The 24,709-nt window shown below is 64.6% G+C and carries 24 protein-coding genes and 1 tRNA gene; 10 read left to right on the top strand and 15 right to left on the bottom strand.

Features of this window, described 5'->3' with window-relative positions; translation table 11 throughout:
* Positions 1–26: 26 nt before the first annotated feature.
* From AC0MRV_RS14865 to AC0MRV_RS14855, 3 genes are read right to left on the bottom strand one after another with little or no spacing between them, the layout of a single operon-like run.
* Positions 27–2,315, bottom strand: a complete 2,289-nt coding sequence (locus AC0MRV_RS14865; protein ID WP_472765278.1) for an NAD(P)-binding domain-containing protein — start codon at positions 2,313–2,315, stop codon at positions 27–29.
* 7 nt (positions 2,316–2,322) lie between these two features.
* Positions 2,323–3,096 carry a hypothetical protein gene (locus AC0MRV_RS14860; RefSeq protein ID WP_472765277.1) on the bottom strand — a complete coding sequence of 258 codons (774 nt, stop codon included), beginning with the start codon at positions 3,094–3,096 and terminating at the stop codon, positions 2,323–2,325.
* Positions 3,093–3,656 (bottom strand): RNA polymerase sigma factor, encoded by a 564-nt coding sequence (locus tag AC0MRV_RS14855; RefSeq protein ID WP_472765276.1) that lies wholly within the window; start codon positions 3,654–3,656, stop codon positions 3,093–3,095. Before AC0MRV_RS14855 ends, AC0MRV_RS14860 begins: the two co-directional genes overlap by 4 nt.
* A gap of 94 nt (positions 3,657–3,750) precedes the next feature.
* On the opposite strand from AC0MRV_RS14855, the gene AC0MRV_RS14850 reads away from it, so the two are divergent.
* The 4 genes from AC0MRV_RS14850 (at position 3,751) to AC0MRV_RS14835 (ending at position 9,018) form a co-directional block, all read left to right on the top strand.
* A complete protein-coding gene (locus tag AC0MRV_RS14850; protein WP_472765275.1) occupies positions 3,751–6,162 on the top strand; it encodes a DEAD/DEAH box helicase in 2,412 nt (803 codons plus the stop codon).
* A gap of 220 nt (positions 6,163–6,382) precedes the next feature.
* Positions 6,383–6,458: transfer RNA gene (locus AC0MRV_RS14845), tRNA-Phe, on the top strand.
* A 608-nt stretch (positions 6,459–7,066) separates the two neighbouring features.
* A complete protein-coding gene (locus AC0MRV_RS14840; protein ID WP_472765274.1) occupies positions 7,067–8,143 on the top strand; it encodes a bifunctional transcriptional activator/DNA repair enzyme AdaA in 1,077 nt (358 codons plus the stop codon).
* Positions 8,140–9,018 carry a DMT family transporter gene (locus tag AC0MRV_RS14835; protein ID WP_472765273.1) on the top strand — a complete coding sequence of 293 codons (879 nt, stop codon included), beginning with the start codon at positions 8,140–8,142 and terminating at the stop codon, positions 9,016–9,018. The genes AC0MRV_RS14840 and AC0MRV_RS14835 overlap by 4 nt, the downstream gene beginning before the upstream one ends.
* Here AC0MRV_RS14835 and AC0MRV_RS14830 read toward each other — a convergent pair.
* Positions 9,015–10,004 carry a zinc-binding dehydrogenase gene (locus tag AC0MRV_RS14830; protein ID WP_472765272.1) on the bottom strand — a complete coding sequence of 330 codons (990 nt, stop codon included), beginning with the start codon at positions 10,002–10,004 and terminating at the stop codon, positions 9,015–9,017. The genes AC0MRV_RS14835 and AC0MRV_RS14830 overlap by 4 nt on opposite strands.
* Before the next feature lie 9 nt (positions 10,005–10,013).
* Between AC0MRV_RS14830 and AC0MRV_RS14825 the strand changes: the two genes are divergently transcribed.
* Positions 10,014–10,643, top strand: coding sequence for a pseudouridine synthase (locus AC0MRV_RS14825; protein WP_472765271.1), 630 nt, complete (start codon positions 10,014–10,016; stop codon positions 10,641–10,643).
* Positions 10,644–10,649: 6 nt separating this feature from the next.
* Here the strand turns inward: AC0MRV_RS14825 and AC0MRV_RS14820 are convergent, their stop codons facing one another.
* From AC0MRV_RS14820 to murJ, 7 genes are all read right to left on the bottom strand, one after another.
* Positions 10,650–12,035, bottom strand: a complete 1,386-nt coding sequence (locus AC0MRV_RS14820; RefSeq protein ID WP_472765270.1) for an alkaline phosphatase PhoX — start codon at positions 12,033–12,035, stop codon at positions 10,650–10,652.
* A gap of 84 nt (positions 12,036–12,119) precedes the next feature.
* The gene (locus tag AC0MRV_RS14815; RefSeq protein WP_472765269.1) at positions 12,120–12,770 is read right to left on the bottom strand and encodes an NAD(P)H-dependent oxidoreductase; all 651 of its coding nucleotides are present in this window, start codon (positions 12,768–12,770) and stop codon (positions 12,120–12,122) included.
* 12 nt (positions 12,771–12,782) lie between these two features.
* Positions 12,783–13,856 carry an alkene reductase gene (locus tag AC0MRV_RS14810; protein WP_472765268.1) on the bottom strand — a complete coding sequence of 358 codons (1,074 nt, stop codon included), beginning with the start codon at positions 13,854–13,856 and terminating at the stop codon, positions 12,783–12,785.
* Positions 13,857–13,896: 40 nt separating this feature from the next.
* Positions 13,897–14,244, bottom strand: coding sequence for a thioredoxin (gene trxA, locus AC0MRV_RS14805; protein WP_472765267.1), 348 nt, complete (start codon positions 14,242–14,244; stop codon positions 13,897–13,899).
* A 101-nt stretch (positions 14,245–14,345) separates the two neighbouring features.
* The gene (locus tag AC0MRV_RS14800) at positions 14,346–14,924 is read right to left on the bottom strand and encodes a TetR/AcrR family transcriptional regulator (RefSeq protein WP_472765266.1); all 579 of its coding nucleotides are present in this window, start codon (positions 14,922–14,924) and stop codon (positions 14,346–14,348) included.
* Positions 14,925–15,013: 89 nt separating this feature from the next.
* On the bottom strand, positions 15,014–16,000 hold the full coding sequence (locus AC0MRV_RS14795; protein WP_472765265.1) for a bile acid:sodium symporter family protein: 987 nt from the start codon (positions 15,998–16,000) through the stop codon (positions 15,014–15,016).
* Positions 15,997–17,595, bottom strand: coding sequence for a murein biosynthesis integral membrane protein MurJ (gene murJ / locus AC0MRV_RS14790; RefSeq protein ID WP_472765264.1), 1,599 nt, complete (start codon positions 17,593–17,595; stop codon positions 15,997–15,999). The genes AC0MRV_RS14795 and murJ overlap by 4 nt, the downstream gene beginning before the upstream one ends.
* Positions 17,596–17,725: 130 nt before the next feature.
* Here murJ and AC0MRV_RS14785 point away from each other — a divergent pair, with 130 nt between their 5' ends.
* Positions 17,726–18,757 carry a phosphate acyltransferase gene (locus AC0MRV_RS14785; RefSeq protein ID WP_472765263.1) on the top strand — a complete coding sequence of 344 codons (1,032 nt, stop codon included), beginning with the start codon at positions 17,726–17,728 and terminating at the stop codon, positions 18,755–18,757.
* Between the two features lie 23 nt (positions 18,758–18,780).
* Positions 18,781–19,959 carry a phosphotransacetylase family protein gene (locus tag AC0MRV_RS14780; protein ID WP_472765262.1) on the top strand — a complete coding sequence of 393 codons (1,179 nt, stop codon included), beginning with the start codon at positions 18,781–18,783 and terminating at the stop codon, positions 19,957–19,959.
* Positions 19,960–19,997: 38 nt separating this feature from the next.
* Here the strand turns inward: AC0MRV_RS14780 and AC0MRV_RS14775 are convergent, their stop codons facing one another.
* The 3 genes from AC0MRV_RS14775 to AC0MRV_RS14765 are packed head-to-tail and all read right to left on the bottom strand — an operon-like array spanning position 19,998 to position 21,571.
* A complete protein-coding gene (locus tag AC0MRV_RS14775; RefSeq protein WP_472765261.1) occupies positions 19,998–20,654 on the bottom strand; it encodes a hypothetical protein in 657 nt (218 codons plus the stop codon).
* A gap of 24 nt (positions 20,655–20,678) precedes the next feature.
* A complete protein-coding gene (locus tag AC0MRV_RS14770; protein ID WP_472765260.1) occupies positions 20,679–20,933 on the bottom strand; it encodes an FmdB family zinc ribbon protein in 255 nt (84 codons plus the stop codon).
* Positions 20,934–20,965: 32 nt separating this feature from the next.
* Complete coding sequence (locus AC0MRV_RS14765) at positions 20,966–21,571, bottom strand: DUF4013 domain-containing protein (protein WP_472765259.1); 606 nt, start codon at positions 21,569–21,571, stop codon at positions 20,966–20,968.
* Positions 21,572–21,613: 42 nt separating this feature from the next.
* Here AC0MRV_RS14765 and AC0MRV_RS14760 point away from each other — a divergent pair, with 42 nt between their 5' ends.
* Together AC0MRV_RS14760 and AC0MRV_RS14755 are read left to right on the top strand one after the other, a co-directional pair.
* Positions 21,614–22,498 (top strand): polyprenyl synthetase family protein, encoded by an 885-nt coding sequence (locus AC0MRV_RS14760; RefSeq protein ID WP_472765258.1) that lies wholly within the window; start codon positions 21,614–21,616, stop codon positions 22,496–22,498.
* 98 nt (positions 22,499–22,596) lie between these two features.
* A complete protein-coding gene (locus AC0MRV_RS14755) occupies positions 22,597–22,953 on the top strand; it encodes a DUF4870 domain-containing protein (RefSeq protein ID WP_472765257.1) in 357 nt (118 codons plus the stop codon).
* Between the two features lie 239 nt (positions 22,954–23,192).
* On the opposite strand, the gene AC0MRV_RS14750 is transcribed toward AC0MRV_RS14755, so the two are convergent.
* Complete coding sequence (locus tag AC0MRV_RS14750; protein WP_472765256.1) at positions 23,193–24,068, bottom strand: LysR family transcriptional regulator; 876 nt, start codon at positions 24,066–24,068, stop codon at positions 23,193–23,195.
* A 119-nt stretch (positions 24,069–24,187) separates the two neighbouring features.
* Here AC0MRV_RS14750 and AC0MRV_RS14745 point away from each other — a divergent pair, with 119 nt between their 5' ends.
* Positions 24,188–24,706 (top strand): DoxX family protein, encoded by a 519-nt coding sequence (locus AC0MRV_RS14745; RefSeq protein ID WP_472765255.1) that lies wholly within the window; start codon positions 24,188–24,190, stop codon positions 24,704–24,706.
* Positions 24,707–24,709 lie beyond the last annotated feature (3 nt).

Raw genomic sequence — 24,709 nt, 5'->3', positions numbered from 1 at the left:
TGAGGGAAAGCGGACGCGGCGGGATTTCAACCTCTCGCGCCAGACACCTCGTTTTCCCGCAACCGCACGGACGAAGCCTCCAGCTCATCGAAGAGCGGTTTTCCGTCAGCCAACAGACGCCCGAAGCTCAACACCGCCGTCGGACAGCTCTGCACACAGGCCGAACAACGCACGCACTGCGGGTCCTCCATCGGCACGCCACGATTGGCAAAACTCATGACATCGATGCCCTGGTGGCACACCGAGGTGCACACATTGCAGGAAATGCACTTTTTCTTGTCGGCGAAGATCCGGAACTGCGAGAAGCGCGCGTAGATGTGCATGAGCGCCGCCAGCGGACAGGCAAAGCGACACCACACCCGCCCGGAATATTTGAAATAAAACCCGACCCCGATGATGCCGCCAAACAACACGTCGACGAACCACTTGTAGCTTAGAAACCAGCCGCCGGTCGTCTGGCCATCGAGCTTGCCCTCGAGCAACACATTGAAGCCGCGATCAAACCACGAGCCTGGCAGCACCCAGCCCACGATGCGCACCACCAGCAGCGCCACCGCCGCCGCGAGGAAGACCTGGCCGATGAGGTTCAGCTTATTCCAAACCGGCCCGTGCGGCATCTTGTGCCGATGCCGATCGCCCATCGTCTCGGCGAGTGCGCCACAGGAACAGATCCAGCCGCAATACGCCCCCTTGCCCCACCGCCGCACCATCCACGGAATCAACACGCAGGTTTGCAGGAAACCGATCGCAAGCCACCACCAGTGTGGTGACTGGTTGAATACGTTGTAGACGTTGAGAGGCCAGGCTAGGATGAAGCCGTAAGCCCGCCAGTAGGCGCGCGGGTGGCCGTTCTCCGGCCACATTTCAACCGCGTATTGGTCGGGCGGAATGTATTTCTCAAACAGCGCATCGCCGATCGCCTCACCCGCTCCACCACCGGAGAAGGCGCCGTTGTAACCCGCCCAGGGCAACACCACCTCGGGCAGGATGAACAGCGGCAGCCATTGCACCAGCATGAGCGCGATCGTCTGCCGCCGCACGTAGGGCGTGCGCCGTCGACGGATGCGATCGATGCCGAAAAACAGAATGAGCGAGCTGTAGAGCAGCGTGTAGTAGAACGATCGCGAATGCATCGACACCGCGATCGTGCCCAGCACCGTGCTGCGGTCATCGAGCTGCCCCTGCAGCGTCGCGGCGAGTCCGGCCGGATTGATCCATGACTCGGTCGGCCCACCGCTCTTCCACGTGTAGATGAAGGTGCAGAACAGCAGCAGCGCCGCCACGCCCAACCAGCCCAGCCACGAAGTTTCGCCCTGAATCGGAATGCCGCTGCGACGAAAGAAATCCAACGGCGCCTCACGTCCGATCAAAGTGAACACCGCGTCGTTCTCGATCTGTGTTTCGCCGTCCGGGGTCTGCAGTCGCACAGCGTCGGGTTCAATCGCCGCTACCGTGGACTTAAACATCACTTGCGCCGCGCTGCGCTCGACCGCCGCCACGTTCTCCGGCTTGGCCCGCGAAAACGCTTCGCCGCGGTAGCTCAGCGTCACGTCAGCGCCGGCTGCGGCCAGAGCGCTCGTGGCTTCCAGCGCAGAGTCTCCCCCGCCCACCACCAACACTTTGCGACCGGCAAACTCCGCCGGATCGTGCAGCCGGTTGGAAACCTTGTCCAAGTCTTCCCCAGGCACGCCGAGCTTGCGGTGATCGCCACTGCGACCGATCGCGATGATGACCCGTTGGGCGACAAAGGCTTTCCCACCCGCGTGGTGCAGGTGCAGCAGGTCGCCACGCCGTTCCACCCGTTCGATACGCACTCGCTTGGTTTCGATGCCGGCTTCGCACCGCTGCCGCTCAAGGTCGGCCAGCAGGTCCTCCTTCACGTCCGCGTCGAAGGTCATTTCCCCGGCCGGCTTCATGTCGGTCGGATAGGTGTAGATCGGCTTGCCCTTGGGAAAGTTGGCGATCGTGGAAAAGGGAGCACTCGCCTCGAACACCACAAAACGCAGCCCGCGCATCTGGGCCTCCAGCGCCGCGGCGATTCCCGCCACTCCGCCACCGATGATGGCAAGTTCCAGGGGGCCGTCGGTGCCGTTGCCGCCCTCGTTTTCGGCCGCCAACTCGTCCGCCATGGCCGCGGCCGCCTGCGCACCGGAATCAGCGGAGAATTTCAGCAGCGGCACGCCGGTGAGATCACCGACCACCCGCACGCCCGGAATGGCAGTTTTGCCGTGCGCCCGCACCTCGGGCAGCTTCTCCACCCGGCCGGCCGGCCACTGGCCGTGCAGCCAGCGGTAGTATCGAGAGAGCGAGCCCATGACTTACTCAAAGCAGCCTGCGGAGGCTGTCTATGCCCGAAGTGCTGGAAACCAGGTAAACAAACTTTTGGTCCGCCCAGGTCGCCGCCACAAAGCGGCCCTGCTCATGGAACATCGGCTCGTCGTGCATCGACGCCGGGTCGAAGTCATCACGCGGTGCGAGGTAAACGTGATACCACTCCCCCTCGCGCAGGAAACAGATCTCAAACAGGCGATGCCCCCCCACTTCGACCGAGCGGCACCCGCGTTCTGCGAGGTCCTGCAGCGACGCCGGCATCGGCTGCGCGCTCAGTTTGGTGGTAGCGGTTTCGAGCCAGTCACCAAAGGGACCGAGGCTGTCGGCGTGCAAACCTTCCTCGTGCGCCCCGCGATAATCGGCCAGGGCGGTCTTCAACAACAGGTCCGCACTCGGCAACGTCACCACCGTGGGGCCCCGCGCGGGATTGAACCACCACATCGTTGCCACGAGCACCGCCGCGGCGGCGGCCAGCGACACGCCCCAGAAACCGCGCCACCACGCCGGATTCGCCCGATCCGGTTGCGCTTCGCGGGTGCTCAATTTCGTGCCGGCGAGGATCGACTCGCGCAGCCCCGGCGGCGGCGCCACGTCGCGCAGTTTGCCGGCGATGAGCGCGTCAAACTCACGCTCGCGTTCAAACCAGGCCCGCAGTGACGGATCGCGCTCGGCCTGCGCCAGCGCCTCTGCCATGGCGGCGTTCTCGGCATCCTGTCCATTCGGACGATACCCCTGCAAAAGGAACTTTGCTTCTTCGTTGGTCATCGGTGGCTCCCCCCGCTCTTGGTTTTTGGAAATTCAACAATCCCGCCGTTGGCATCGGACTCGCCGGCTTCCTTGCGGGCCAAAATCTTGCGCAGTTGCGCCTTCCCGCGCGACAAGCGCGACATCACCGTCCCGATCGGCACATCGAGCGCCTCCGCGATCTCCTGGTAGCTCAAATCCTGCAGGTAAAACAAGGTGAGCGGCGCGCGAAACACTTCGTCCACCTCCTGCAAAGCGTCGACCACCTGATGCCCATCCATTGTGCGGGCATGGTCGACCGTCTCGGCCGGCACATCCTGCGCCGCCGGCGGCAGATCTTCGATGGACTGCGATCGCTGGTCGCGCCGGCGTCCGCGCAAAAATTCGCGATAGAGCGTCGTGAACAGCCAGGTTTTCGCCTTCGAGTCCTCCCGCAATTGATGCCCCCGCTTGGCCCAGATGAAAAACGTCTGCTGCACCAGATCGCACGCATCGGCCTCCCGTCGCGCCAAACTCAGCGCAAAACGATAGAGCGGCGCGTAGTGCGCGTCGACCAGCTGGTTGAAGACATCATGGCTCATGCAGTCGGTCTGAGCATGCGAACGCCCACTCTATTCCCAACCTCATATTCTTTATCTTTCTCTTTATCTTTCTCTTTCTCCCTAGCCCCCTCGCATGATTCGACTCCTCCTGCCGCCCAACCTCGCCTCCTCCGCTCCGCGTGACGCCATCGCGCTGAAGGTCGAGGTTGACCTGAGCCGGCCACCGCAACCCGAGCTCCTGCCCGCCCTCGCCGCCCTGCAACGCATGGGCGCGGCCCCCGCCCCGGTCCTCTTCCTCCAACTGACCAGCGCCCAGCTCGGCGAACTCGTCACCCTGCTGCGCGGCCAGCCCGTCTTCGCTTTCGTCAATGCCCCGCAAAAAACCCTGCTCTGGGTCGGCCCCATCCTCCGCGGCGTGTCGGAGCACCTGGAACTCCCCAAACCTGCCGCAGCCACCACCCCGCCGCCAACTGAGCAGCCGAAAATCCAAAATCCAAAATCCAAAATCTCCCGCGAGCGGGACCTAGCCCCGCTCACGGTCGACGGCTCCGAACACTTCCTCGCCATCACCTTGCCATCCCGCGAGTCGCACAGCTACGGAGCGGCCCTCGATCTGCTCAAAGAGCACGGTTTTCGCCTCGAACCCTCCAACCGCAAGTGGTGGCTGCGCGACCGCCACAAGACCCTCGCCTTTCTCGCCGCTCATCTGACCACCCTGCGCGAGGACTTCCAGGCCGAGTTCACCGCCAACTTCGAGCGCAACACCGCCAAGATCGTGCTCACGGAAATCGACGCGCAGGTCACGGTTGCTGAAGACGGCTTCGACGTCTCGCTCGGTCTGCGCGCCGGCGACGCCCCACCCGCCGCCATCGGCTCGGCCCTCACCGCCGGCCGTGGTTACGTGGAGACGAGCAACAAGATCTACCTCATCGATCGCGAAGCCGCCCGCCGCGTCGGCGCCGTGCAAAGCGCGCTCGCCGGCGACCAAACCGCCCTGCCCGGCGCCCGCCAGACGCACCGGATTCCCGCCAGCCGCGCCGCCGAGATCGACGACCTGCTCGAGGACCTCGCCCCCGGTTTCCAATCCCCCGCCGCTTGGCGCCGACGCAGTTCCGCTCTCCGCGACCTCACCACCTTGCCGCCGGCCCCGCTGACCGTCGATCTCGAGAACAGCCTGCGCCCCTACCAAAAACTCGGCGTCGCCTGGCTCCACATGCTGCATCAGCACGAACTCGGCGGCATCCTCGCCGACGAAATGGGTCTCGGTAAAACCCTGCAGGCACTGAGTCTCCTGGCGGCACTGCATGGCGAAAATGACCGAACGCCTGCGCTCGTGATCGCGCCGGCTTCCTTGATCGAAAACTGGCGCCGCGAGGCCCTGCGCTTCGTCCCGCACCTGCGCGTCTTCGTCCACCACGGCAGCAGCCGCCTCAACACCGCCACCGACGCGACGTCCCATGATCTGATCATCACGTCCTACGGCACGCTCGCCAACGACCGCGCCATCTTCGCGCAGAACCGATGGCGCACCGTCATCGCCGACGAGGCCCAGCACATCAAAAATCGCCGCACCCGCAACGCCAAGGCCCTGCGCGCCCTCGACGCCGCCAGCCGATTTCTGCTCACCGGCACGCCCTTGGAAAACTCCCTCGACGACCTGCGTTCGCTCTTCGAATTCCTGTTGCCTGGTTTCCTCAAACCCATCCCACCCGGCACCCGCGGGGACGATCGCCGCTGGCACGACGAGCGCCTGCGCGCACAGACCGCGCCCTACATCCTGCGCCGCACCAAGATCACCGTCGCGCCGGAGCTGCCGGAGAAGATCGAGCAAGTTGTTTACTGCGACCTCACCCCCAGCCAGTCCGCGCTCTATCGGCGAACTCAGGAAGACAGCGAACGCGCGCTCTTCGACCTCGAAGCCAGCGGCGCATCGGAAAACGCCCTGCGCCTCGCCACCCTCACCCAACTCCTGCGCCTGCGCCAGACCTGCTGCGACCCGCGCCTGCTCCAACCCGAGGCCGCGCCGGAATGGTCGGCCAAACTCGCCGCCTTCCGCGAGCTCCTGGACGAGATTGTCGACGAAGGTCACCGCGTGTTGGTTTTCTCCCAATTCACGTCCCTGCTCGCGTTGCTCCGCGCCGAACTCGATGCCGACGGCCTGCCCTACGCCTACCTGGACGGCGCCATGAACCCCAAACAGCGCCAGGCCGCCGTCGATGCCTTCCAAGGTGACGAGTCAATCCCAGTCTTCTTCCTTTCGCTCAAGGCTGGTGGCACCGGTCTCAACCTCACCGGTGCCGACACCGTGATTCACTTCGATCCGTGGTGGAACCCTGCGGTTGAGGCCCAGGCCACCGACCGGGCCCACCGCATCGGCCAGACCCGCGTCGTCACCAGCTACAAGCTTATCTGCAGCAACACCGTCGAAGAGAAGGTGCTCGGCCTGCAGGAACAAAAACGCGCCCTCCTGGCCGACGTCTTCGAAGCCAGTGACGCCGCCGCCGCCAAACTCGAACTCGGCGACCTGCGCGAGCTGCTGAGGTAGGGTCGGACCGCCGGGCCGACCGCATCCACCGGGTCGTGCCCCGCCGTCGCTCTTTCGCGTGCCCACCCAACGCGGCGGGCCCAGCGGCCCCGCCCTACCTTCCTCACTCGCACGTGAAGGATTATCGCTCCCTTGAGGTTTCCAATGCCGACCCGATTTTCGACTGCAAAAACCTATTGACGACCCGCCCTTGAATCGGTCCTCTCCTCCCTCCTCTGACGGCGAGATAGCTCAGTTGGTAGAGCAGCGCACTGAAAATGCGCGTGTCCCCGGTTCGATTCCGGGTCTCGCCACCATTCTTTAACCACCGCACCCAAACGGTGGTTTTTTTGTGCCTTGAACCCATGCAAGCCGTCCCCCTCGACCCGAAATGTCGATGCTTCGGCCTTCGGCCTCAGGTTCTCGCTCCGCTCGGATCCGGGTCTCGCCACCATTCTTTAACCACCGCACCCAAACGGTGGTTTTTTTGTGCCTTGAACCCATGCAAGCCGTCCCCCTCGACCCGAAATGTCGATGCTTCGGCCTTCGGCCTCAGGTTCTCGCTCCGCTCGGATCCGGGTCTCGCCACCATTCTTTAACCACCGCACCCAAACGGTGGTTTTTTTGTGCCTTGAACCCATGCAAGCCGTCCCCCTCGACCCGAAATGTCGATGCTTCGGCCTCAGGTTCTCGCTCCGCTCGGATCCGGGTCTCGCCACCATTCTTTAACCACCGCACCCAAACGGTGGTTTTTTTATGCCCCCCAGTGCGTAGGCGGTAGCCGAAGCCATTCGTGTCCATTCGTGGTTAAAACCCTATCCTGCCTCTCGTCCTGCGCCCACATCTCTGCCCGAAAATCGGCGGCGCGGTCCTCCCGCGATTTGCTAAGCTCCGGTTCATGAGCTACCACCTCGCCCCTGCGCCGATGCCGCCCCTTGCCGCCAAACTCCCTCCCCGCGATGCCATGATGCGGGCCTTCTACGACCGGGACTCGGCCGCGGAGGGCATTTTTCTCGTCGGCGTGCACACCACGGGAATTTTCTGTCGGCCCACTTGCGGAGCCCGCAAACCCAAACCTGAGAACATCTCCTTCTACGCCTCGCCGTCCGATGCCCTGCACGCCGGCTTTCGGCCCTGCAAACTCTGCAAACCGCTTGACCAGGAACTGCCGCCACCGCCGCTCGTCACCGCGCTGCGCGACGCCATCGAGGCCGATCCCACCGGCCGCATCACCGAAAAGGAGCTGAGCGCTCGCGGCATCGATCCCTCCACCGCCCGGCGCCAGTTTCGCCGCTACTACGGCATGACTTTCCAGGCCTACGCCCGTGCACGCCGCATGGGTCTGGCGCTGCGCGAGGTCGGTCACCACGGCAATGTCACCGAGGCCCAGTTCGCCCGCGGTTTTGAATCCGCCAGCGGCTTTCGCGACGCCGTCCGCCGCCTCTTTGGCGCTCCGCCCAAGGATGCCGCCGCCAGCCAACGCATCCTGTTTGCCGAACGCTTCACCACCCCACTCGGGCGCATGCTCGCCGTGGCCGACGATGCCGGACTGCACGTGCTGGACTTCGTCGATCGCCGCGGACTCGAACGCAAACTCATCACCCTGCGCGAGCGCCTGAAGGTCACCGTCGTGCCCGGCGCCCACCCCGTGCTCGACGCGGCCGCGTCACAACTTGCTGAATACTTCGCCGGCCAACGCACGGCCTTTGACCTGCCGCTCGCGCCCACCGGCACGCCTTTTGAACAAGCCGCCTGGGCCCACCTGCGCACCATCGGCCCCGCCGAAACCCAGAGCTACTCCCAAATGGCCGCCGCACTCGGCCGTCCCGGCGCCTCCCGCGCCGTCGGTCGCGCCAACGGCATGAACTACCTTTCCATCATCATTCCCTGCCACCGCGTGATTGCGGCGGACGGCAAGCTCACCGGCTACGGTGGCGGGCTTTGGCGCAAGCAGTGGCTGCTTGACCACGAGCGGCGCATGGCCGCTAACAAGCACACATGAGGTCACAGGATTGGATCAAATTCATCACGCTCTGCGCGATCTGGGGTTCGTCCTTTGTTTTCATCCGCATCTGCGCGCCCGTGTTTGGCCCGGTGCTCACCGCCGCCGGGCGCCTGGGCATCGCCGGCCTCGCGGTCGCCGCCTACCTCGCCTCCCGCGGCATCGACGCGGAATGGCGCCGTTATCGCTGGGATTACTTTCGGGTTGGCCTCATCGCGAGCGGGATCCCCTTCATCTGCTTCGCGGTGGGGGCCCTGTGGTTGCCGGCGTCGTTGCTCTCGATCATCAACGCCGCCACGCCGCTCTTCGGCGCGGTGTTTGCGGCGATCTGGTTGGACGAGGCGTTTGACCTGCGTCGCGGACTCGGCGTCGCGTTGGGCATCACCGGCGTCACGTTGGCCAACAAGCTCGGCAATGTGGCGCTCACCCCGACCACGGTCATCGCGATCATCATCACCCTCATCGCTCCGCTGTGCTACGCGCTGGCCGGCATCTACATCAAACTGAAGGCGAGCCACCTGCCCGCGCAGGGCAACGCCGCGTTCAGCCAGTTGTTTGTGGCGCCGGTGCTCTTGCTCGGCCTGCCGTTGGCGCCGCCCACCGCTTGGCCCACTCTCACCCAAGCCGGCGCGCTGCTCACCCTGGCCTTGGTGTGCAGTGGCCTCGCGTATTTTCTCTTCTATCGGCTCATGGCGGATATCGGGCCGACGCGCGTCACCACCATCACCTTCGTGATTCCGATCTTCGGCATGTTGTGGGGCGCGCTCCTGCTCGGCGAAACAATCACCTCCGGCATGATCGCCGGCTGCGCCATCATGATCGCCGGCACCGGCTTGGTGATCGCAAAGCCGAGGGAACGAAACCAAACGAGCTAGATCGTGACCACGATCTTCCCGAATTGGCCGCCCCGCTCCATCAGGTCGAAGGCCGCCGGTGCCTGATCGAGCGTAAAGGTCTCGCTCACCACCGGCTTGATCTGGTGCTCCGCCACGAAGGCCAGCATGGCTTGCCAATCATCGGCGTTGCCCATCGTCGTGCCCAGCAGCGAGAGCTGCTTCCAAAACACCTTTCGCATCGGCAGACTTGAGGGATCGCCGCGCGTGGCGCCAAAGAATACGATGCGCGCACCCGGCGCCGCGACATCGATGAGCGCACCGAAGCCATCGCCGCCAGCGCTGTCGACAATGACATCAAACGCGCCGGCCGTGGCCTCGGCCGCCGTGGCCCAGTCGGCCGCTGTGTAATCAAAACCACCTTTGGCGCCCAAGGCTTTCGCTCGGGTTATCTTGTCCGCGCTGCTCGACGTCACCCACACCTCCGCTCCGGCCGCGACCGCGTATTGCAGCGCGAACAGCGCCACGCCGCCGCCGATGCCGCTGATGAGCACACGTTCACCCGCCCGCAGGTGCGCCCGCGAGAACAACGCGCGATAGGCGGTGAGTCCGGCCAGAGGCAGGGCGGCGGCTTCGTTCCAGGTCAGATGCGGCGGCTTCACCGCCAGTTGCCCGGCCGGAATCGAGATCTGTTGCGCCAAGGTGCCGTCGCGCGGCAGACCGAGAATCGAGAAGGCCTTGCTCTGCGCATGTGGATGGTCGCCCCAGTCGAGCCCAGGATAGATGATCACCTCATCCCCCGGACGGAAACCCGCAGCCTCGCCGCCGCTGACCACCACCCCGGCCCCGTCCGACCCCGGCACGATGGGGAACTTCAAGCCGGCATATTGGCCGAGCTTGATCCACAGGTCGCGGTGATTGAGCGCCGCGGCCTTGAGCTCGACAACGGCCTCGCCGGTTGGCGGCGTCGGCGCGGGCACCTCGCAGACTTCGATTTCGTTGGCGGCGGGAAATTGAACAGCACGCATGCGATACCCATGAGGCGTTTTCTTCGTTCTCGCAAACCCTTCGCCCGCTCTCCTTTGCTGGCCGCCGTGCTGCTCGCGATCTACAAACCCTACGGCGTGCTTTCTCAGTTTACGCCAGAGCCAGGGTCGCGTTGGCGCACCTTGGCGGAGTTTGGGCTGCCTCCGCGCGTCTACCCCCTCGGTCGACTCGATGCGGACTCCGAGGGGCTGCTCCTCCTGAGCGACGAAGCCGGCCTCAACACGCGTTTGCTCGATCCGTCCCGCGGCCACCGGCGCGAGTATTGGGCGCAGGTCGAACGGGTGCCGGATGCCGACGCCCTAGCTCAGCTCGCCGCCGGTGTCACAATCCGTGGCCACCACACCGCGCCTTGCGGAGCCCGTTTGCTGGAACCTTCGCCAACCCTGCCGCCGCGCGACCCGCCGGTGCGCTACCGCAAGAACGTCCCGGACGCTTGGATCTCGCTCGTGCTCACCGAAGGCAAAAACCGCCAAGTCCGCCGCATGACCGCCGCGGTGGGTCACCCCACCCTGAGACTGCATCGCGCGGCAATCGGTCGGCTGGCCCTCAACGAACTCGCACTCGCCCCCGGCGAACACACCGAACTTTCGCCGGCCCAGCGTCGGCTGGTATTCGAATGACCGTCGTCAAACCGTCGGCCACGGACCGGTGATGGCGACCGTGTAGCCGGGGTTCTGCACATTCACGAAGAGCGTGCTGCCATCCGGCGAGAAGCACGCTCCGGCCAACTCGCGGTTCGGCGTCGGATTGTCCGCGATGACGTAGTATTCACCCGCCGGCGTGATGCCCACGATCCGGCAGGTGCCGTTCGTGTCCTCGCATACGATCAGGTCCCCCCAGGGCGCGATGCAGAGATTGTCGCAGTTGCTCAGCAGCCCCGTGTCGTTGGGTTCGGCGAAGAGTTCCAAGGTGCCGGGATGCGTCGCCTCGGCCGGCGTGCCTTCGTGCGGACTGGGCGTGTATTTAAAAATCTGCCCCATGGTGTTCCGTCCACCGTTGGTCATGGCAAAGTAGCCGGCGCCATCGCCCCACCAGGCGCCCTCGCCGCGCGCAAAGACCGCCGCGCCCGCCGCGCGACCGCGGTGACGCAGGTCGAGCACCGGACTGTCGACGTTTTCCAAATCGATCCACTCGACCACCAGGGGCTGGCCGATCGGAAAGCCCGGGGTGCCGGGCCAGTTGCGCGTATCCGCCTGATCGATACCCGTCACCGCCAGCGCCTGCAGGCGGCCACCGCGCGCCAGCTTGCCGGGTTCGTGCGGCAGGAACCGATACAACAATCCATCCCCCAGATCCTCGGTCTCGTAGATGGCGCCCGAAACCGGATCGACGGTCACCGCCTCGTGGCGGAATCGCCCCATGTCGCGCAGCGGCACCGGCTCGACGAGCCCGGGTTCGGCCGAGGGAGCGACTTCAAAATTGTAGCCGTGATACTGTTCTTCGTCCGGCTCACGTTCGGCATTGACCTCCTCACAGGTGATCCAGGTGCCCCAGGGCGTCGGGCCGCCCGCGCAGTTGCGCTGCGTGCCGGCCAGCGAGAGGTGATGGCCTTTGAAGGTCTGTGTCGCGGTGTCAAAGACCAGTGTCGTCGTCCCGCCGAGGCACGGGCGGCGCGAATGGCCGCGGTCGTAAACGCGACTTGCGTCCACTCGGCCGAAGCGACCGTTGTCCGGCCCAAAGGGGCTGCCGTCCAACCAGGCGCTTTCCAGCTCATGGTTGCGGACCAGCAAGGTGAGTCCGTCCGGTCCGGCGAACGCGGCCATGCCGTCGTGTTTGCCGGGCACCAGCAGACCGTCGTCCATCTCCTCACCCGCAAAGGAAAATGCCGTGCGCGTGAAGCCTTGGGCCACCCGCAGGAGGTTTTGCGGATCGTCCTGCAGCGGGCCAAACCCGCGGAGCGCGTTGCCATCCTTCAGGGCCGCATGCAGCGGGGAAGAAACCAGCGAGCGGAGACCAAAGAACGCGGCGGAATAAAGACCGGTCTGGCGAAGAAAATCGCGGCGTGAGTGCACGGGGCCATGGTGGGGTCGCCGCGAGCGAAGTCAAAACCTCGACGTCAATCGAGCAGGGGGCTTCCCCGCGGCGTGACCAAAATGTTACCGGCGCTCGATCACTTCGTCGGCCGGGAAGCGCACCTTGGGCGTTTCGGCATATTTGTCGTCGGCCGAACGATAACCGGCCGCGCAAGCGACCACCGTCGTCCACGGCGTGCCGGTCAGGCCGAGAACGTCGTCATATTTGTCCTTCTCGATGCCTTCCATCGGGCAGGTGTCGACGCCGATCAGCGCCGCCGCCGCCATGAACTGGCCGAGTGCGATGTAGAGTTGCTGGCTTTGCCAAGCGTCGAGCCGGCCAGCCGCACGCGCGCCGTCGAGCGATTGCGCGATGACTTTGCGAAAGCCGTCGAGGTCCGCCGGCTGCATTCCGCGCACCTCGGCGGTGCGCGCGATGTAGCGAGCGAGGTGATCGTCGCCGAGATCCTGGCGGACCGCGAACACGACAAAATGGGAAGCGTCGCGCGGTTGGGTCTGGCCCCAAGAGAGCGGCACGAGCTGCTCTTTGATCGCGGGATCGGTGATCACCAAAAACTTCCACGGCTGCAGACCGAAGGACGAGGGGGCCAGCACGAGCGACTCCTCGAGCGCGGACCACGTCGCGTCGTCGATCCGACGAGTGGCGTCAAATTGTTTGGTCGCGTAGCGCCACTGAAGGGCGCCGAGCAACGTGTCGGTGGAGATGGTTGCCATGATTTCGAACGGTTAAGTTTGGTCGGAAACGAACGGATAGTCGGTGTAACCCACACCGTCGCCGCCGTAAAAAGTGGCTTCGTTGGGCTCGTTGAGCGCCGCGCCGTGGATGAGGCGTTCAGCCAGATCAGGATTCGCGATGTAGAGACGCCCCCAGGAGACCGCGTCGGCGTCGCCGGAAGTGATCAACTCACCGCCCTGCCCCGGATCGATCTGATCGTTCAGAATAAACGGTCCGCCAAACGCCTTTTTCATCGCGGGGGCGACCCGCGGGCTTTCGAGGGATTCGCGCACGAAGAGGAAGGCGAGGCCGCGACGCCCCAGTTCGGTGGCCGCATGCACATAGGTCTTCTCCGGCGCCGAATCGTGGATGTCGTTGAAACCGCCGCGCGGGCTGAGGTGCACGCCGACGCGATCCGCGCCCCAAACGCCGATCACGGCGTCGGTCACTTCGAGGAGGAAACGGGCGCGATTCTCGAGCGAACCGCCATATTCGTCGGTGCGTTGGTTGCTGTTGTCGGCGAGGAACTGATCGATCAGGTAGCCGTTGGCGCCGTGGATTTCAACGCCGTCAAAACCAGCCCGCTGCGCCCGTTCGGCGCCTTGGCGGTAGGCCTCCACCACCTCGCGAATTTCCGCCGTCTCCAGCGCGCGCGGCGTTTCGTAGGCCTTCATCGGACGAATGCCGCTCACGTGACCTTCCGGGGCGATCGCCGAAGGCGCCACGGGTTGCTGACCGTCGAGGTAATGCGGATCGGAGATGCGCCCGACATGCCAGAGCTGCAGAAAGATGCGTCCGCCCTTGGCATGCACCGCCGCCGTGACGCGAGCCCACGCCGCTTCCTGCTCGTCGTTCCAGATGCCAGGGGTGTCCGGGTATCCCACGCCCAGCGGGGTCACCGAGGTGGCCTCGGTCAGGATCAGGCCGGCCGACGCGCGTTGCTCGTAATAGGTGGCCATGAGCTCGGTCGGCACGCGACCGGCTCCGGCCCGGCAACGGGTGAGCGGCGCCATGACGACGCGGTTGGGCATTTCGAGCGCGCCGATACGGAGCGGTGTGGCGAGGGCGGGTTGGGCAGCTGACATGGTGGAGTTGAAATACGGGGACGGAATCGCGGGCGTCGGGTCACGCTCCGGCGTTGGCGTCGATGCGGGCGAGCACCGCGTCGAGGGACTGCAATCCGACCAACTGGTCAACCTTCTGTCGGTTGCGGAAGAAGGCCATGGTCGGCATCGCGCGGACCCCGTGCAGACCGGCCAAACGCGACTCGGCGTCGACGTCGACTTTCACGATCTGCACCGTCTCGGCACGGGCTTGCTGAGCTTCCTGCAGGATCGGCGCAAGGGCCTTGCAGGGGCCGCACCACTGGGCCCAAAAATCCACCAAGACCAGACGGTGGTGAGAGGCTTCGATGACCTCAGTTTCGAAGTTGGCCGCGGTCACGGCCGGGATGGAAGGAGTTGCTGTATTCATTTGTTTACTAATCGTCTAGGTTTAGAAAAGAGCAAGTGGTCCCGAGAAAAATTCCCGCAATCTGCTCCCTCCTTCGCCCCAACGCTCCTAAAAGCTATTTATCAGGCACTTACCGCAGGACGCGCCCCCAAATGCTCGCACATCCGATCGGCCAATCCATCCAATCGGGAGAGGTCGTCATGGAGCCGTGCCTGCGCGATCATGCCTTCAAAAAACGCCATCGCGCACCGTGCCTTTTGCGCCGGATCTCCCCCCGCTTCCAAACTGCCTTCGGCCTGCGCGTCGCGTATCGCCCGTTCCCAATAGGCCGTTTTGCGCTCCAGAATCTCACGGACCTTGTCGCGGATCGCCTCATCGCGGTTGCAAATCTCCGAGCCCAAACAACACAGCGGGCAGCCCAACACATGACCATACTGGTCCTTCATTCTGGCTTGGGCGGCGATTGCCTCCTCACAACGTCGGCGGATCCGCTGAATCGGGCGCAACTCGGTCGCGAAGATTTCGTCCAGCATCGCCTTGTGCTCCTGCCACATGTGCTCCAGCGCCCGCACCGCCAACTCCGACTTGGAGGCGAAGTAATAATAGAAGCTCCCCTTGCGCACGTCTGCCCGCCGGCAGATGTCGTCGACCGAAACCGCGCCATAGCTCTCCTCCCACATGAGAGAAAGTGCGGCGCTCATCAGTCGCGAATCTGCATCACTGGTCCGACCCATTTCGCCGCGAACTTACGGGTCAGCACTCGCCGATCAAGCGGCAGCTCCAGTTTTTGTCACACTGCCGTCACCGGAAACTTGCGGGCGTGTCGCCCGGCCAAGGTGCCGCAGACGAACAACTGCAAGGGGTGATAAATCATGATCGGCAGCAGGATCAGTCCCAGCCCCGGATGAGCGCCGAAGATGACTTTCGCCAACGGCACCCCGGTCGCCAGGCTCTTTTGCGCGGCACTGATCACCATCACGATCCGCTCCGCCGGTGCGAAACCCAGCACCCGCGCGACCAACGTGGTGCCGAGTAGGGCGAGGCCCAGCAATCCGACCACGCCCACCGCCGCCGCCACGAAGGTTCCCCACCCGTGCGACGACCATAAATCCGCCTTCACCGAATTACAGAACGCGGCGTAAACGATCACGAGGATGATGCCGTTGGCCGCGTTGTTGAGGCGCTTGCGGTTCCGGTCGGCCCACGACTCCACGCCGCAGCGGCGCACGATCTGCCCAAACGCCAAAGGCAAAAGCAACAGCACACTCACCTCCCGCAACACGTCGCCCAAGGCCTGCGCCTGCCCGGTGGATTTCATCAGAAACGCGACCCAAGCCGGCGTCAGGAACACCCCCAGCACATTGGAAAGCACCGCATTAAAAATGGAGGCCGCCACGTTCCCTCCAGCGACGGTCGCGAGCGCCACCGCCATCACGATGGTCGAGGGCAGCACGCATAAAAACAGAAATCCCAAGCGCAGATCCGGCGCCAGCTGAGCCCCGACCAGCGCATCCAAACCAATGCCCGCCAGCGGCATCAGCCCAAACCCGAAAGCCTGCACCGCCAGATGCAATTTCCACTGGCTCGCACCGTCTTTCAGCGCCTGTGCGGGCAGCGTCAGCCCTTGGGAGAAGAAGACAAACGCCACCGCGATCTTCGTGGTGATCTCCGTGCGCAAGAGCCCGCCCCTCGCCCCCGCATCGGGCAAGAGCCAAGCCAGCAACACCGCGACCGGCATGCCGACCATGAACCAGTTTTTCGCCCACCAGGTCTTCATGGCGCTACTTCCTTGACCAAGCGCGGCTTCCGTCCGCGCACCAGATTCCACAATTCTTCACGGCCTTCCAAACGCAGCATCCAGACCACGGCGGCGTAGATCACGACACCGACGGGCACCGCGACCGCCAGCCGCACCACGTCCGCCCAAACCGAAGCCGCGCTCACCGCCACCAGACTCAATCCGCCCCACAGCACCGCGCCCATCACCAGACTCCCGCCGGCAATTTTCAGCACGCTCGGAATCATCGTCGCGACGCCCAACTGCCCGCGCCGCCGCGTCAGCGCCCGCTGCAGGTAAACCGCCTGCGCCACCACCGCGAGGTTGCTGGCGAGCGCCAGGCCCATCGTCGAGAGCGGCCCCATGAGGGCCAGACTCAGGGTCACGTTGAGCACAAAACTCAACACCGCGGCCCGCACCGGCGTGCGGGTGTCCTTCTCGGCGTAGAACGCGCGCAACATCAGGTTGACGTAGGCGAAAAACGGTAGTCCCGCCGCGAATACAACCAGCACCGGCGTGGTCAGTGCCGTGTCGGCCGCGCCAAACTCCCCGCGCTGAAACAATACCCGCACAATCGGCGTCGCCAGCACCGCGATGCCCACCGCCGCCGGCACGTTGATGGCCAGCACCAAACGCATGCCCCGATGGTAGGCCTGCGCCAGTCGTCCCCACTCCCCTTTCGCCGCATAACTGGAGATCAGTGGAAACACCACCGTCGACACCGCGATGGCGAACACTCCGATCGGCAACTCGATCAATCGCGTCGCCAGATTCAGCACCGCCACGGCCGACTCATTGAGCGACAGGCCGATGAAGCGCGAAACTGACAAGTTGATCAAATACACCGCCGAGCCCAACACCGTGGGCCCCATGAGGGTGAGCACCGCGCGCACCGCCGGACTCAGGCTCAGGTCCAACCGCGGTCGCCAGCCCTCGCGCAACAGCGCGCCACCCGGCACCACCATTTGCAGCAAACCGCCGACCAGCACGCCGCCACACAACCACCGCATGCGCGCTTCGCCGACTTCGAGTCCGAGGCCCCACACCGCACCGCCCAGCGCACCGATGATCGCAAGGTTCAACCAGATCGGGGACAAGGCCGGCTCGAGAAAACGCCCGAGCGTTTGCAGCGCCGCGCTGAACGCCGCCGACATGCACACAAAGACCAGATATGGGAACAGCCACACCGCGATCTCCGCGGCCAGGCGCCATCGCGCCACCAGCTCCGGGTCACTCGATACGCGATCGAGCCACCGCGCGTCCGCCGCCAGTTGCAGGGTGAGCATCGCCACCACCACGATCACCAGCGTGACCAGACCCAGCCAACTCCCGATCTGATTCATCAAAGCGAAGGCGCCGGTCTTTTGGCGGGCGGTCAGTTCATCATTGAGGGTCGGCACCATCGCAGCCGTCAGCGCCCCCTCGCCCAACAAGCGTCGAAACAGGTTCGGCAGGGTGAAGGCCGTCACGAAGGCCGAGGCCAACGCACTCGTGCCGAACACCGCCGTCACCAGCATGTCCCGGCCGAGCCCCAACACGCGCGACACCATGGTGGCGGCGGACACGATGCCGATGTTCTTCAAACTGCGGGACACCGCCCAGTTCTCGCCCGGGCCTGAGCGCCTTACAAGAGCGAAGCCGTGCGACTGGCGGGTGGTCACGAACGCCAAAGACGCGCGCCCGACATTGACGGCCCTGCACCGCCCGACCACTTTCGCGAGGCTCATGCCACTGCTCGAACGACTTGCAGCCAAACTCCAGCGACATCCGAAACGCATCGTGTTCCCGGAAGGCGCGGACGCGCGCATCATGCAGGCGGCCCGGCAGTGGGTGACGCGTCGACTCGGCGTGCCGATCCTGCTTGGCGATCGCACCGAGATGAAGGCGCTCGCCGCCCGACTCGACGTCAACGTCCAGGGCATTCGCCTGCTTGACCCCACGCGATCGGACGACCTCGAGCCCTTTGCCGAGGAACTGCACGAGTTGCGCGCCGCCAAGGGACTCACCCTCGAGGGTGCACGCGAAGCCCTGCGCGATCCCAGCACCTTTGCGACCATGATGCTTCGCCACGCCCAGGCCGACGCCTTGGTCGGCGGCGCCACCAACACCGCCTCGAGCGCACTGCGGCCACTCTTTCAGATCATCCCCCGGCTGCCCCAGGTGCAGACCGCTTCGTCGCTCATGATCCTGAGCTTCGACGAAAAGGACATCGGCAGCGCCGGCACCCTGTTCATGGCCGACTGCGGCGTGCTGCCTGATCCAACCGCTGAGCAACTCGCCGACATCGCCATCTCCACCGGTATCATCGCCCGGCATCTCACCAACGAAACGCCCCGCATCGCCATGCTGAGCTTCGCCTCGCACGGCGGCTCGATGCACCCTTACGTCCTCAAGATGCGGGAAGCCACCCGCCTCGCCCGCGAGCGCGCTGCCGCCGCCAAACTCGATTTCGAAATCGACGGCGAAATCCAGGTCGACGCCGCCCTCGATGCCTACGTCGCCGCGGCCAAAAAGATCGACTCGCCGGTCGCCGGCCGCGCCAACGTCCTCGTCTTCCCCGACCTCAACAGCGGCAACATCGGCTTCAAACTCGTGCAACACATCGCCGGCGCCAACACCTACGGCCAGATCGTCACCGGACTCGCCAAACCCGCCGCGGAAATCAGTCGCGGCTCCAGCGCTCACGACGTGTTCGGCGCCGCCGTGGTCTGCGGCGTGCAAGCCATCGACCGCGAACTCCTTTTCCCGGGCAACTGAATACCCCGGCCCGACGCCGCCACATGCAACCTGATCTCCTGCCCACGCCCAATCCCTTCGAACAGCCGGCCCTGCCGCTCCTGAACGCCCCCACCAACACCCAGACGCAACGCGTTTTTGTCGCCGCCACTCGCATGAATGACGGCAAGACGACGACCTGTCTCGGGTTGTTCGCCGCCTTGCAGGCACACTTTCCGCGGGTGGGCTTCATCAAGCCCATTGGCCAACGTTTCGTCGAGGTGCAGGGGCATCAGATCGACGAAGACTCCGTGCTGCTCGACACCATCTACCAGGTGCGCGTGCCCATCGAGAGCATGAGTCCGGTTGCCATCGACGGCAGTTTCACGCGGCGTTACCTCAAAGATCCGGCGAAACTGCTGCCGCGCCTGGAAGACCAGATTTGCCGCGCCTTCGACCGCGTTTCCTGGGAGAAGGATTTCACCTTGATCGAAGGCACCGGCCATGCCGGCGTCGGCAGCGTCTTCGACCTCTCCAACGCCCGTGTCGCCAAGCTGCTCAAAGCCAAAGCCATCATCGTTTGCCCCGGCGGCATCGGCCGCCCGATCGACGAAATCGCCCTCAACAAAGCGCTCTTCGACCAAGTCGGTGTCGAGGTGGTCGGCGCCATCCTCAACAAAGTCGAGGAAGACAAAATCGACATGATCCGCGACTACGCCGGCCGCGGCCTCAAGCGCCTCGGCGTGCCGCTGCTCGGCGTGCTGCCCATTCAGCCGGTCCTGGCGCATCCCAACCTGTCCCAAATCGCGGAACACATCGGAGCCAAGTGGCTCAATGCCCAATCCGGCTGCGCCACCGTGCGCGTCGAACGCCTCGTAGTGGGGGCCATGACCGCCAAGGGCATCGTCGAGCACCTCCAGGCCGGCACCGTGATCATCACGCCGGGCGATCGCGACGACATCCTGCTCGCGGCGATTTCGGGCGCCCAGCTTGCACCGCACGATTCGGTGGCGGGCATCATCCTCACCAACGACATCGCTCCCTCGCCCAAACTGACCGAGTTGCTGAGACAGACCAACATCCCGGTCATGACCGCCTCCGGCGAGAGTTTCACCGTCACCTCCAAGATCCACGGTATGACGGTGAAAACGCAGCCCGGTGACAGCGATAAGATCCCGGTGATCAAGCGCCTCATCCAGGAGCACGTCGGCATCGCCAACCTGCTCGACGCCATCCGCGGTTAGGCCCGGTCAGCGGCCCTTTCGCGGGGCGTCGCGAGCGCTCAGCGCCGCGCCAGCTTCAACACGTCGCCGTCGACCCCGACAAGGCTCAGGGTTCCCCACGCCTCCACGAGCTCCGGCGGAATCTCCTGCAGCCCCATCAGGCGCGAATAAACGAAGTCACCGACCACCGGCAGGGTCGCCGCGTCGAACTGCCCCACCAGCAGCTTGCTCGGCTTGAAGGCAAAATGATCGCCACTGCGTTCGAAGCTACCCTGGGCCTGCACAACCACATCCCGCGTGACGCCGGCCAGCGAGAAGGTGCAGGGCAGGCCGATTTGAAAGGTGCCGTCCTTGACGCGAAAGTTGATGCTTTTGGCGACCACGATGCCGCCGGACTCCTCTTCGCCATCCGGCTTGGACTTCGACGACGCCATCCACGTGTTGAGCTCGTCTTCATTGAGTTCGATCTCAAACGCGCCCTGCTCCACCAGCATCTGCTTCTTGCGCAACCATTGGCGACCGAGCGAGCTGCGCGCCGAACCGGTCACATAGTAGACCTTGTCCTCATCCGGCTCCTTGGGCAGCGCGCGCACCGTCTCGACCGGTTGCGCCGCCAGGTAACCCGCCGCGATCACCGCCCCGAGCAGGAGGCTCAGCACCGCCCCAAGGGTCACTTCAAATAGACTGGGAGAGGCGGGAGTCTGCGGGCTGGACATGGTTTGACGGGATTGAGGGTGAGTTTAGCTGGCGGCCTTGGCGTCGGACTTGGCGGGTTTTTCGCCGCCCGAGGTCTTCGCACCGCCGGAGGACTTGTTCTTGTAATCGGTGATATAGAAACCGGAGCCTTTGAAAATAAGCCCTGAACCGCCGCCGACCAGCCGTTTCAGCGCGCGCTTTTTGCACTTCGGGCAGGTCTTCAAGGGTTCGTCCTTCATCGACTGGAAGGCCTCGAACTCATGTTCACACTTCGGGCAGAAATAATCGTAGGTCGGCATGGTGCGCTTAGGTGGCGAACTTCAGCAAAAAATCAAATCTTCACCCCGCCCCGGCGGGTTTCTTCCACAAACCGGAAATAGGACGCATAATAGGTCCAGCTCGCCGCCCAGCCCACAAAAACCGTGAAGGTCATGAGCGGGTAACCCGCAACCGTGAAACCGATCAGCGCCAACGTCGGCAGCGCAAAACGCGCCCGGGTCGCTCGCAGCATCGACATGAGGACCGAAATCCGAAACGCGTCCGCATAAAGTTCGCGTTTTTGATACTGGTAGATCCCCGCCACCACCAAGGGCGCCACAATCAGCAGGACCGGCACCATCGGCAGGTAAACAAACGATCCCCAGCCCAACCACTGCAGCGGCAGCGTGAGCAGCCAGGCCACCGCCAGCGGGGCAACGCCCAGCACAAGGAAAATCACGAAGGCCGCAATGCCGTCGAAAAACAGCCGGCGCCACTCCTCCCACTCCGGCAAAACGACGGCGTCTCCGCGCCGGGCCCGCTCGATCAGTCCATACAGGTAGCCAAAAGCCAGGAAGTGCGCGAGCGGCACCACCAAGAGCAGGGCTCCCACGATGCTCTTGATGAACCACGAGGAGTCCGCGAATAGGCGTTTGCAAACGAGATCTAGGGTCGGCATTGCAGCGGAAACAAAAGTTGAGCGGACCGTAGCGGTGCCCCGATGGAAGTCACAAACAAATTAAACTCCCTGGTCACGCGCGTCGAAGCGGGCCTCGATCAACATGTTCCGGCAGCGGACACCCGTCCGACCCGGTTGCACGCCGCCATGCGCTACAGTCTGGAGGCCGGCGGGAAACGCCTGCGCCCCTCCCTGCTGCTCGCCGCCGCCGAACTCGGGGGCTGCACCGGCGACGAGGCCCTGCCCGCCGCCGTCGCCATCGAATGCCTGCACACCTACTCGCTCATTCACGACGACCTGCCCTGCATGGATAACGACGACCTGCGGCGCGGACGCCCCACCGTCCACAAGGCCTACGATGAGGCCACCGCCCTGCTGGCCGGCGATGCCCTGCTGACCCACGCCTTTGCCTTGCTGACCGAGGCCTATGCGGACCGTCCCGCCCTCGCTCACGCCCTGGTCCGGGAGCTTGCCGAAACGGCCGGTAGCCAGCGCCTGATCGGCGGCCAAATGGCCGATCTCGAGGGCGAAGCCAAGGGCGACGCCACGCCGGAGGAACTCGAGTTCATCCATCTCAACAAAACCGCGGCCATGATCGAAACAGCCCTTGTCATGGGCGGCATGGTCGGCGGACTGACCGACCCGCAACTCGACGACTTGCGCACCGCCGGACGCCATCTGGGTCTCGCCTTCCAGATCGTCGACGACGTGCTCGACGCCACCGCCGACACCGCGACCCTCGGCAAAACCGCCGGCAAGGACGCCGCGACGGAAAAGACGACCTACGTGCGTATCCACGGCCTGGATGCCTCGCGGCGTTTCATCACCGAACAGACCGCCGCCGCCCTCACCACTTTTGCCCGACTGCCCGGTGACACCGGCTTTCTGCGCGGCCTCGCACAGGCCATGGCCAGCCGGGCGGCGTAGCTCGCCACGCATTCCATTCCCGCAGGACAATTGTAGACCAAAAACCTGCGACTTTTCGGTAGGCTGTCGGGTGCTTTACCCCGCAACCACCGATTTCCATGAACGATACGATCAACGTCACGCCCGTCGAATCCTCCCACCGTCTGCTCAACATCCTTAGCCACGGCGCTTGGGTGCTGAGCGCGCCGATTTTGATTCCGCTCATCATCTACCTCGTCACCAAACGCGACGGCACCAGCGTGCCGGCCCACGCGGCGGAGGCTTTCAATTTTCACGTCAGCTGGGCAATCTGGAGCCTGTGCTGCATTCCCCTGATTTTCCTCTTCGGGCTCGGCTCCCTGCTCCTGTTCGTCCTCGGCGTCTCGGCCTTCGTGCTCATGATCATCGCGATTGTGAAAGCCGCCAACGATGAGCTCTACCGCTACCCGCTCACGATTCGGTTCATCGAAGTCTGAGCGCGCTTAGGGTGTGTCTGGGAAAGCCGAGGTGCCAGCGTGAGCGGGAAAAGGGGCTCGCGCAAGGCGTCCGCGACGGAGGTGGCCCAGCGGGCCATGCCGTCGAGGGCAACGCCGCGCCAGTCCCTTTTCCCACTCACCCTTCGGGCTGGGACGGAGCCAGCGAAGGCCGGCGTTGCCGCCTTGTCCTCCACTGGCTGCGCTCCCAGCGCTGGCACGTCGGCTTTCCCAGACACACCCTAAACCGTGCCGATCAGCTCCACCAGCCGCCGGATCGCTGGGGTGCCGCGTCCGCGCTGGCGCAGCACGTAAAAGTCCCAGGTGGCGAACTTGTCCGCCAGTGGCACAAACACCACCCCAGGCGGCGACACGCCGTCGACGTAGTTGGGCAACACGCACACCGCGGAATCCCCCACCACCCGCATGAAGGTCTCCGTGACCTCGTTGGTCTCCGCCACAAATCGGGGCTTGAATCCCGCCTTGGCACAAAGTGAGGCCACCCAGGCGTTGCGCCCCGGCACCGCCGTCTCCGCCACGCCGATGAACGACGCCCCCTTCAGCTCCGCGAGCGCGATTTCAGTCCGTTTGGCGAGCGGATGGTCCGCCGGCAGCGCCCCACACACCCCGATGCGCTTCACCTTCCGCCGAAAGAAATCCTCGCCGACCGCCGCGCCTTCCTGCCCGATCAGCGCCACGTCGAGTTCGCCGGCCCGCAGCGCCTTGAGTTGTTCGACCGGGGTTTGATCGAACAGCCACAGCTTCAAATCCGGAAACTCCTCGCGCAGCCGCGTGAGCGCCGGACTCAGAAAACGGTTGGCCGCCATGCCGAGGTAACCCACGCGCAACTGCGTATGCCGCCCCCGCGCGTGCGCCGCCACATCGGCCCAGGCTTGGTCGTAGTCCTTCAGCACCGGCGCCATTGCTTCACGCAACTTGAACCCCAAGTCGGTCGGGCGCACCCCCCACGAGCCGCGCTCAAACAAAGGCCCGCCCACCTCCTGTTCCAGCGCTTGGATCTGTCTCGACAGGGTTGGTTGCGCCACACCCAGGCGCGCCGCCGCGCGGTTCACGCTGCCTTCCTCCATCACCGCCATGAATGTGCGCAGGGTCTTCATTGGCTCGGGTTATGCAAAAAACGTATACCAATGGCAACACCGGGGTATTAGGCGCGAGTGCGGCGATGCGTTAGGGTCACGGCGTTCCCAACGAACCAACCTTCAACCCATCCCTTCACATGTCCCACACGACCGTTTCATCCCTCCCTGTGGACGCGCCGACGTCCTTCTCCGCCACCAAGCTGCTGCGCGATGCGCTCTTCGGCACCTCGGCCTCCTTCAACCCCATTTTCCTGCGGCTCGCGGTGGCCGTGGTCATGTTCCCGCACGGCGCGCAGAAGCTGCTGGGCTGGTTTGGTGGCTACGGGTTTGCCGGCACGATGCAATTTTTCACCGGCCAGATGGGCATCCCTTACGCCCTCGGCGCCGGCGCGATTCTGGTCGAATTCTTTGCCCCCATCCTGCTGGTGCTCGGTCTGCTCACTCGCCCGGCCGCCATTGCGCTCGGCGTCGTCATGGCCGTCGCGATGTTCACGGTGCAACTGCAACACGGATTCTTTATGAACTGGTATGGGCAGCAGGCTGGCGAAGGCATCCAGTTCACCTTGCTCCTGCTCGGCGCGGTGGCCGCCCTCACCGTCTCCGGCGGCGGCGCGGCTTCCGTCGACCGCGTGCTGCACCAGCGCAACGCCGCCTGAGGT

Origin of the sequence: Actomonas spartinae (genome assembly GCF_051209155.1) — a bacterium.
In the GTDB taxonomy this organism is placed as follows: Bacteria; Verrucomicrobiota; Verrucomicrobiia; order Opitutales; family Opitutaceae; genus Actomonas.
The sequence above is the reverse complement of the archived record's forward strand: the minus strand, read 5'-3'. Positions and strand labels throughout refer to the sequence as shown.

Bases quoted from the DNA above. Each gene is read 5' to 3' on its own strand.
- AC0MRV_RS14865 (WP_472765278.1), bottom strand. From the start codon at position 2,315: ATGGGCTCGCTCTCTCGATACTACCGCTGGCTGCACGGCCAGTGGCCG.
- AC0MRV_RS14860 (WP_472765277.1), bottom strand. From the start codon at position 3,096: ATGACCAACGAAGAAGCAAAGTTCCTTTTGCAGGGGTATCGTCCGAAT.
- AC0MRV_RS14855 (WP_472765276.1), bottom strand. From the start codon at position 3,656: ATGAGCCATGATGTCTTCAACCAGCTGGTCGACGCGCACTACGCGCCG.
- AC0MRV_RS14850 (WP_472765275.1), top strand. From the start codon at position 3,751: ATGATTCGACTCCTCCTGCCGCCCAACCTCGCCTCCTCCGCTCCGCGT.
- AC0MRV_RS14840 (WP_472765274.1), top strand. From the start codon at position 7,067: ATGCCGCCCCTTGCCGCCAAACTCCCTCCCCGCGATGCCATGATGCGG.
- AC0MRV_RS14835 (WP_472765273.1), top strand. From the start codon at position 8,140: ATGAGGTCACAGGATTGGATCAAATTCATCACGCTCTGCGCGATCTGG.
- AC0MRV_RS14830 (WP_472765272.1), bottom strand. From the start codon at position 10,004: ATGCGTGCTGTTCAATTTCCCGCCGCCAACGAAATCGAAGTCTGCGAG.
- AC0MRV_RS14825 (WP_472765271.1), top strand. From the start codon at position 10,014: ATGAGGCGTTTTCTTCGTTCTCGCAAACCCTTCGCCCGCTCTCCTTTG.
- AC0MRV_RS14815 (WP_472765269.1), bottom strand. From the start codon at position 12,770: ATGGCAACCATCTCCACCGACACGTTGCTCGGCGCCCTTCAGTGGCGC.
- AC0MRV_RS14810 (WP_472765268.1), bottom strand. From the start codon at position 13,856: ATGTCAGCTGCCCAACCCGCCCTCGCCACACCGCTCCGTATCGGCGCG.
- trxA (WP_472765267.1), bottom strand. From the start codon at position 14,244: ATGAATACAGCAACTCCTTCCATCCCGGCCGTGACCGCGGCCAACTTC.
- AC0MRV_RS14800 (WP_472765266.1), bottom strand. From the start codon at position 14,924: ATGAGCGCCGCACTTTCTCTCATGTGGGAGGAGAGCTATGGCGCGGTT.
- AC0MRV_RS14795 (WP_472765265.1), bottom strand. From the start codon at position 16,000: ATGAAGACCTGGTGGGCGAAAAACTGGTTCATGGTCGGCATGCCGGTC.
- AC0MRV_RS14785 (WP_472765263.1), top strand. From the start codon at position 17,726: ATGCCACTGCTCGAACGACTTGCAGCCAAACTCCAGCGACATCCGAAA.
- AC0MRV_RS14780 (WP_472765262.1), top strand. From the start codon at position 18,781: ATGCAACCTGATCTCCTGCCCACGCCCAATCCCTTCGAACAGCCGGCC.
- AC0MRV_RS14775 (WP_472765261.1), bottom strand. From the start codon at position 20,654: ATGTCCAGCCCGCAGACTCCCGCCTCTCCCAGTCTATTTGAAGTGACC.
- AC0MRV_RS14770 (WP_472765260.1), bottom strand. From the start codon at position 20,933: ATGCCGACCTACGATTATTTCTGCCCGAAGTGTGAACATGAGTTCGAG.
- AC0MRV_RS14765 (WP_472765259.1), bottom strand. From the start codon at position 21,571: ATGCCGACCCTAGATCTCGTTTGCAAACGCCTATTCGCGGACTCCTCG.
- AC0MRV_RS14760 (WP_472765258.1), top strand. From the start codon at position 21,614: ATGGAAGTCACAAACAAATTAAACTCCCTGGTCACGCGCGTCGAAGCG.
- AC0MRV_RS14755 (WP_472765257.1), top strand. From the start codon at position 22,597: ATGAACGATACGATCAACGTCACGCCCGTCGAATCCTCCCACCGTCTG.
- AC0MRV_RS14750 (WP_472765256.1), bottom strand. From the start codon at position 24,068: ATGAAGACCCTGCGCACATTCATGGCGGTGATGGAGGAAGGCAGCGTG.
- AC0MRV_RS14745 (WP_472765255.1), top strand. From the start codon at position 24,188: ATGTCCCACACGACCGTTTCATCCCTCCCTGTGGACGCGCCGACGTCC.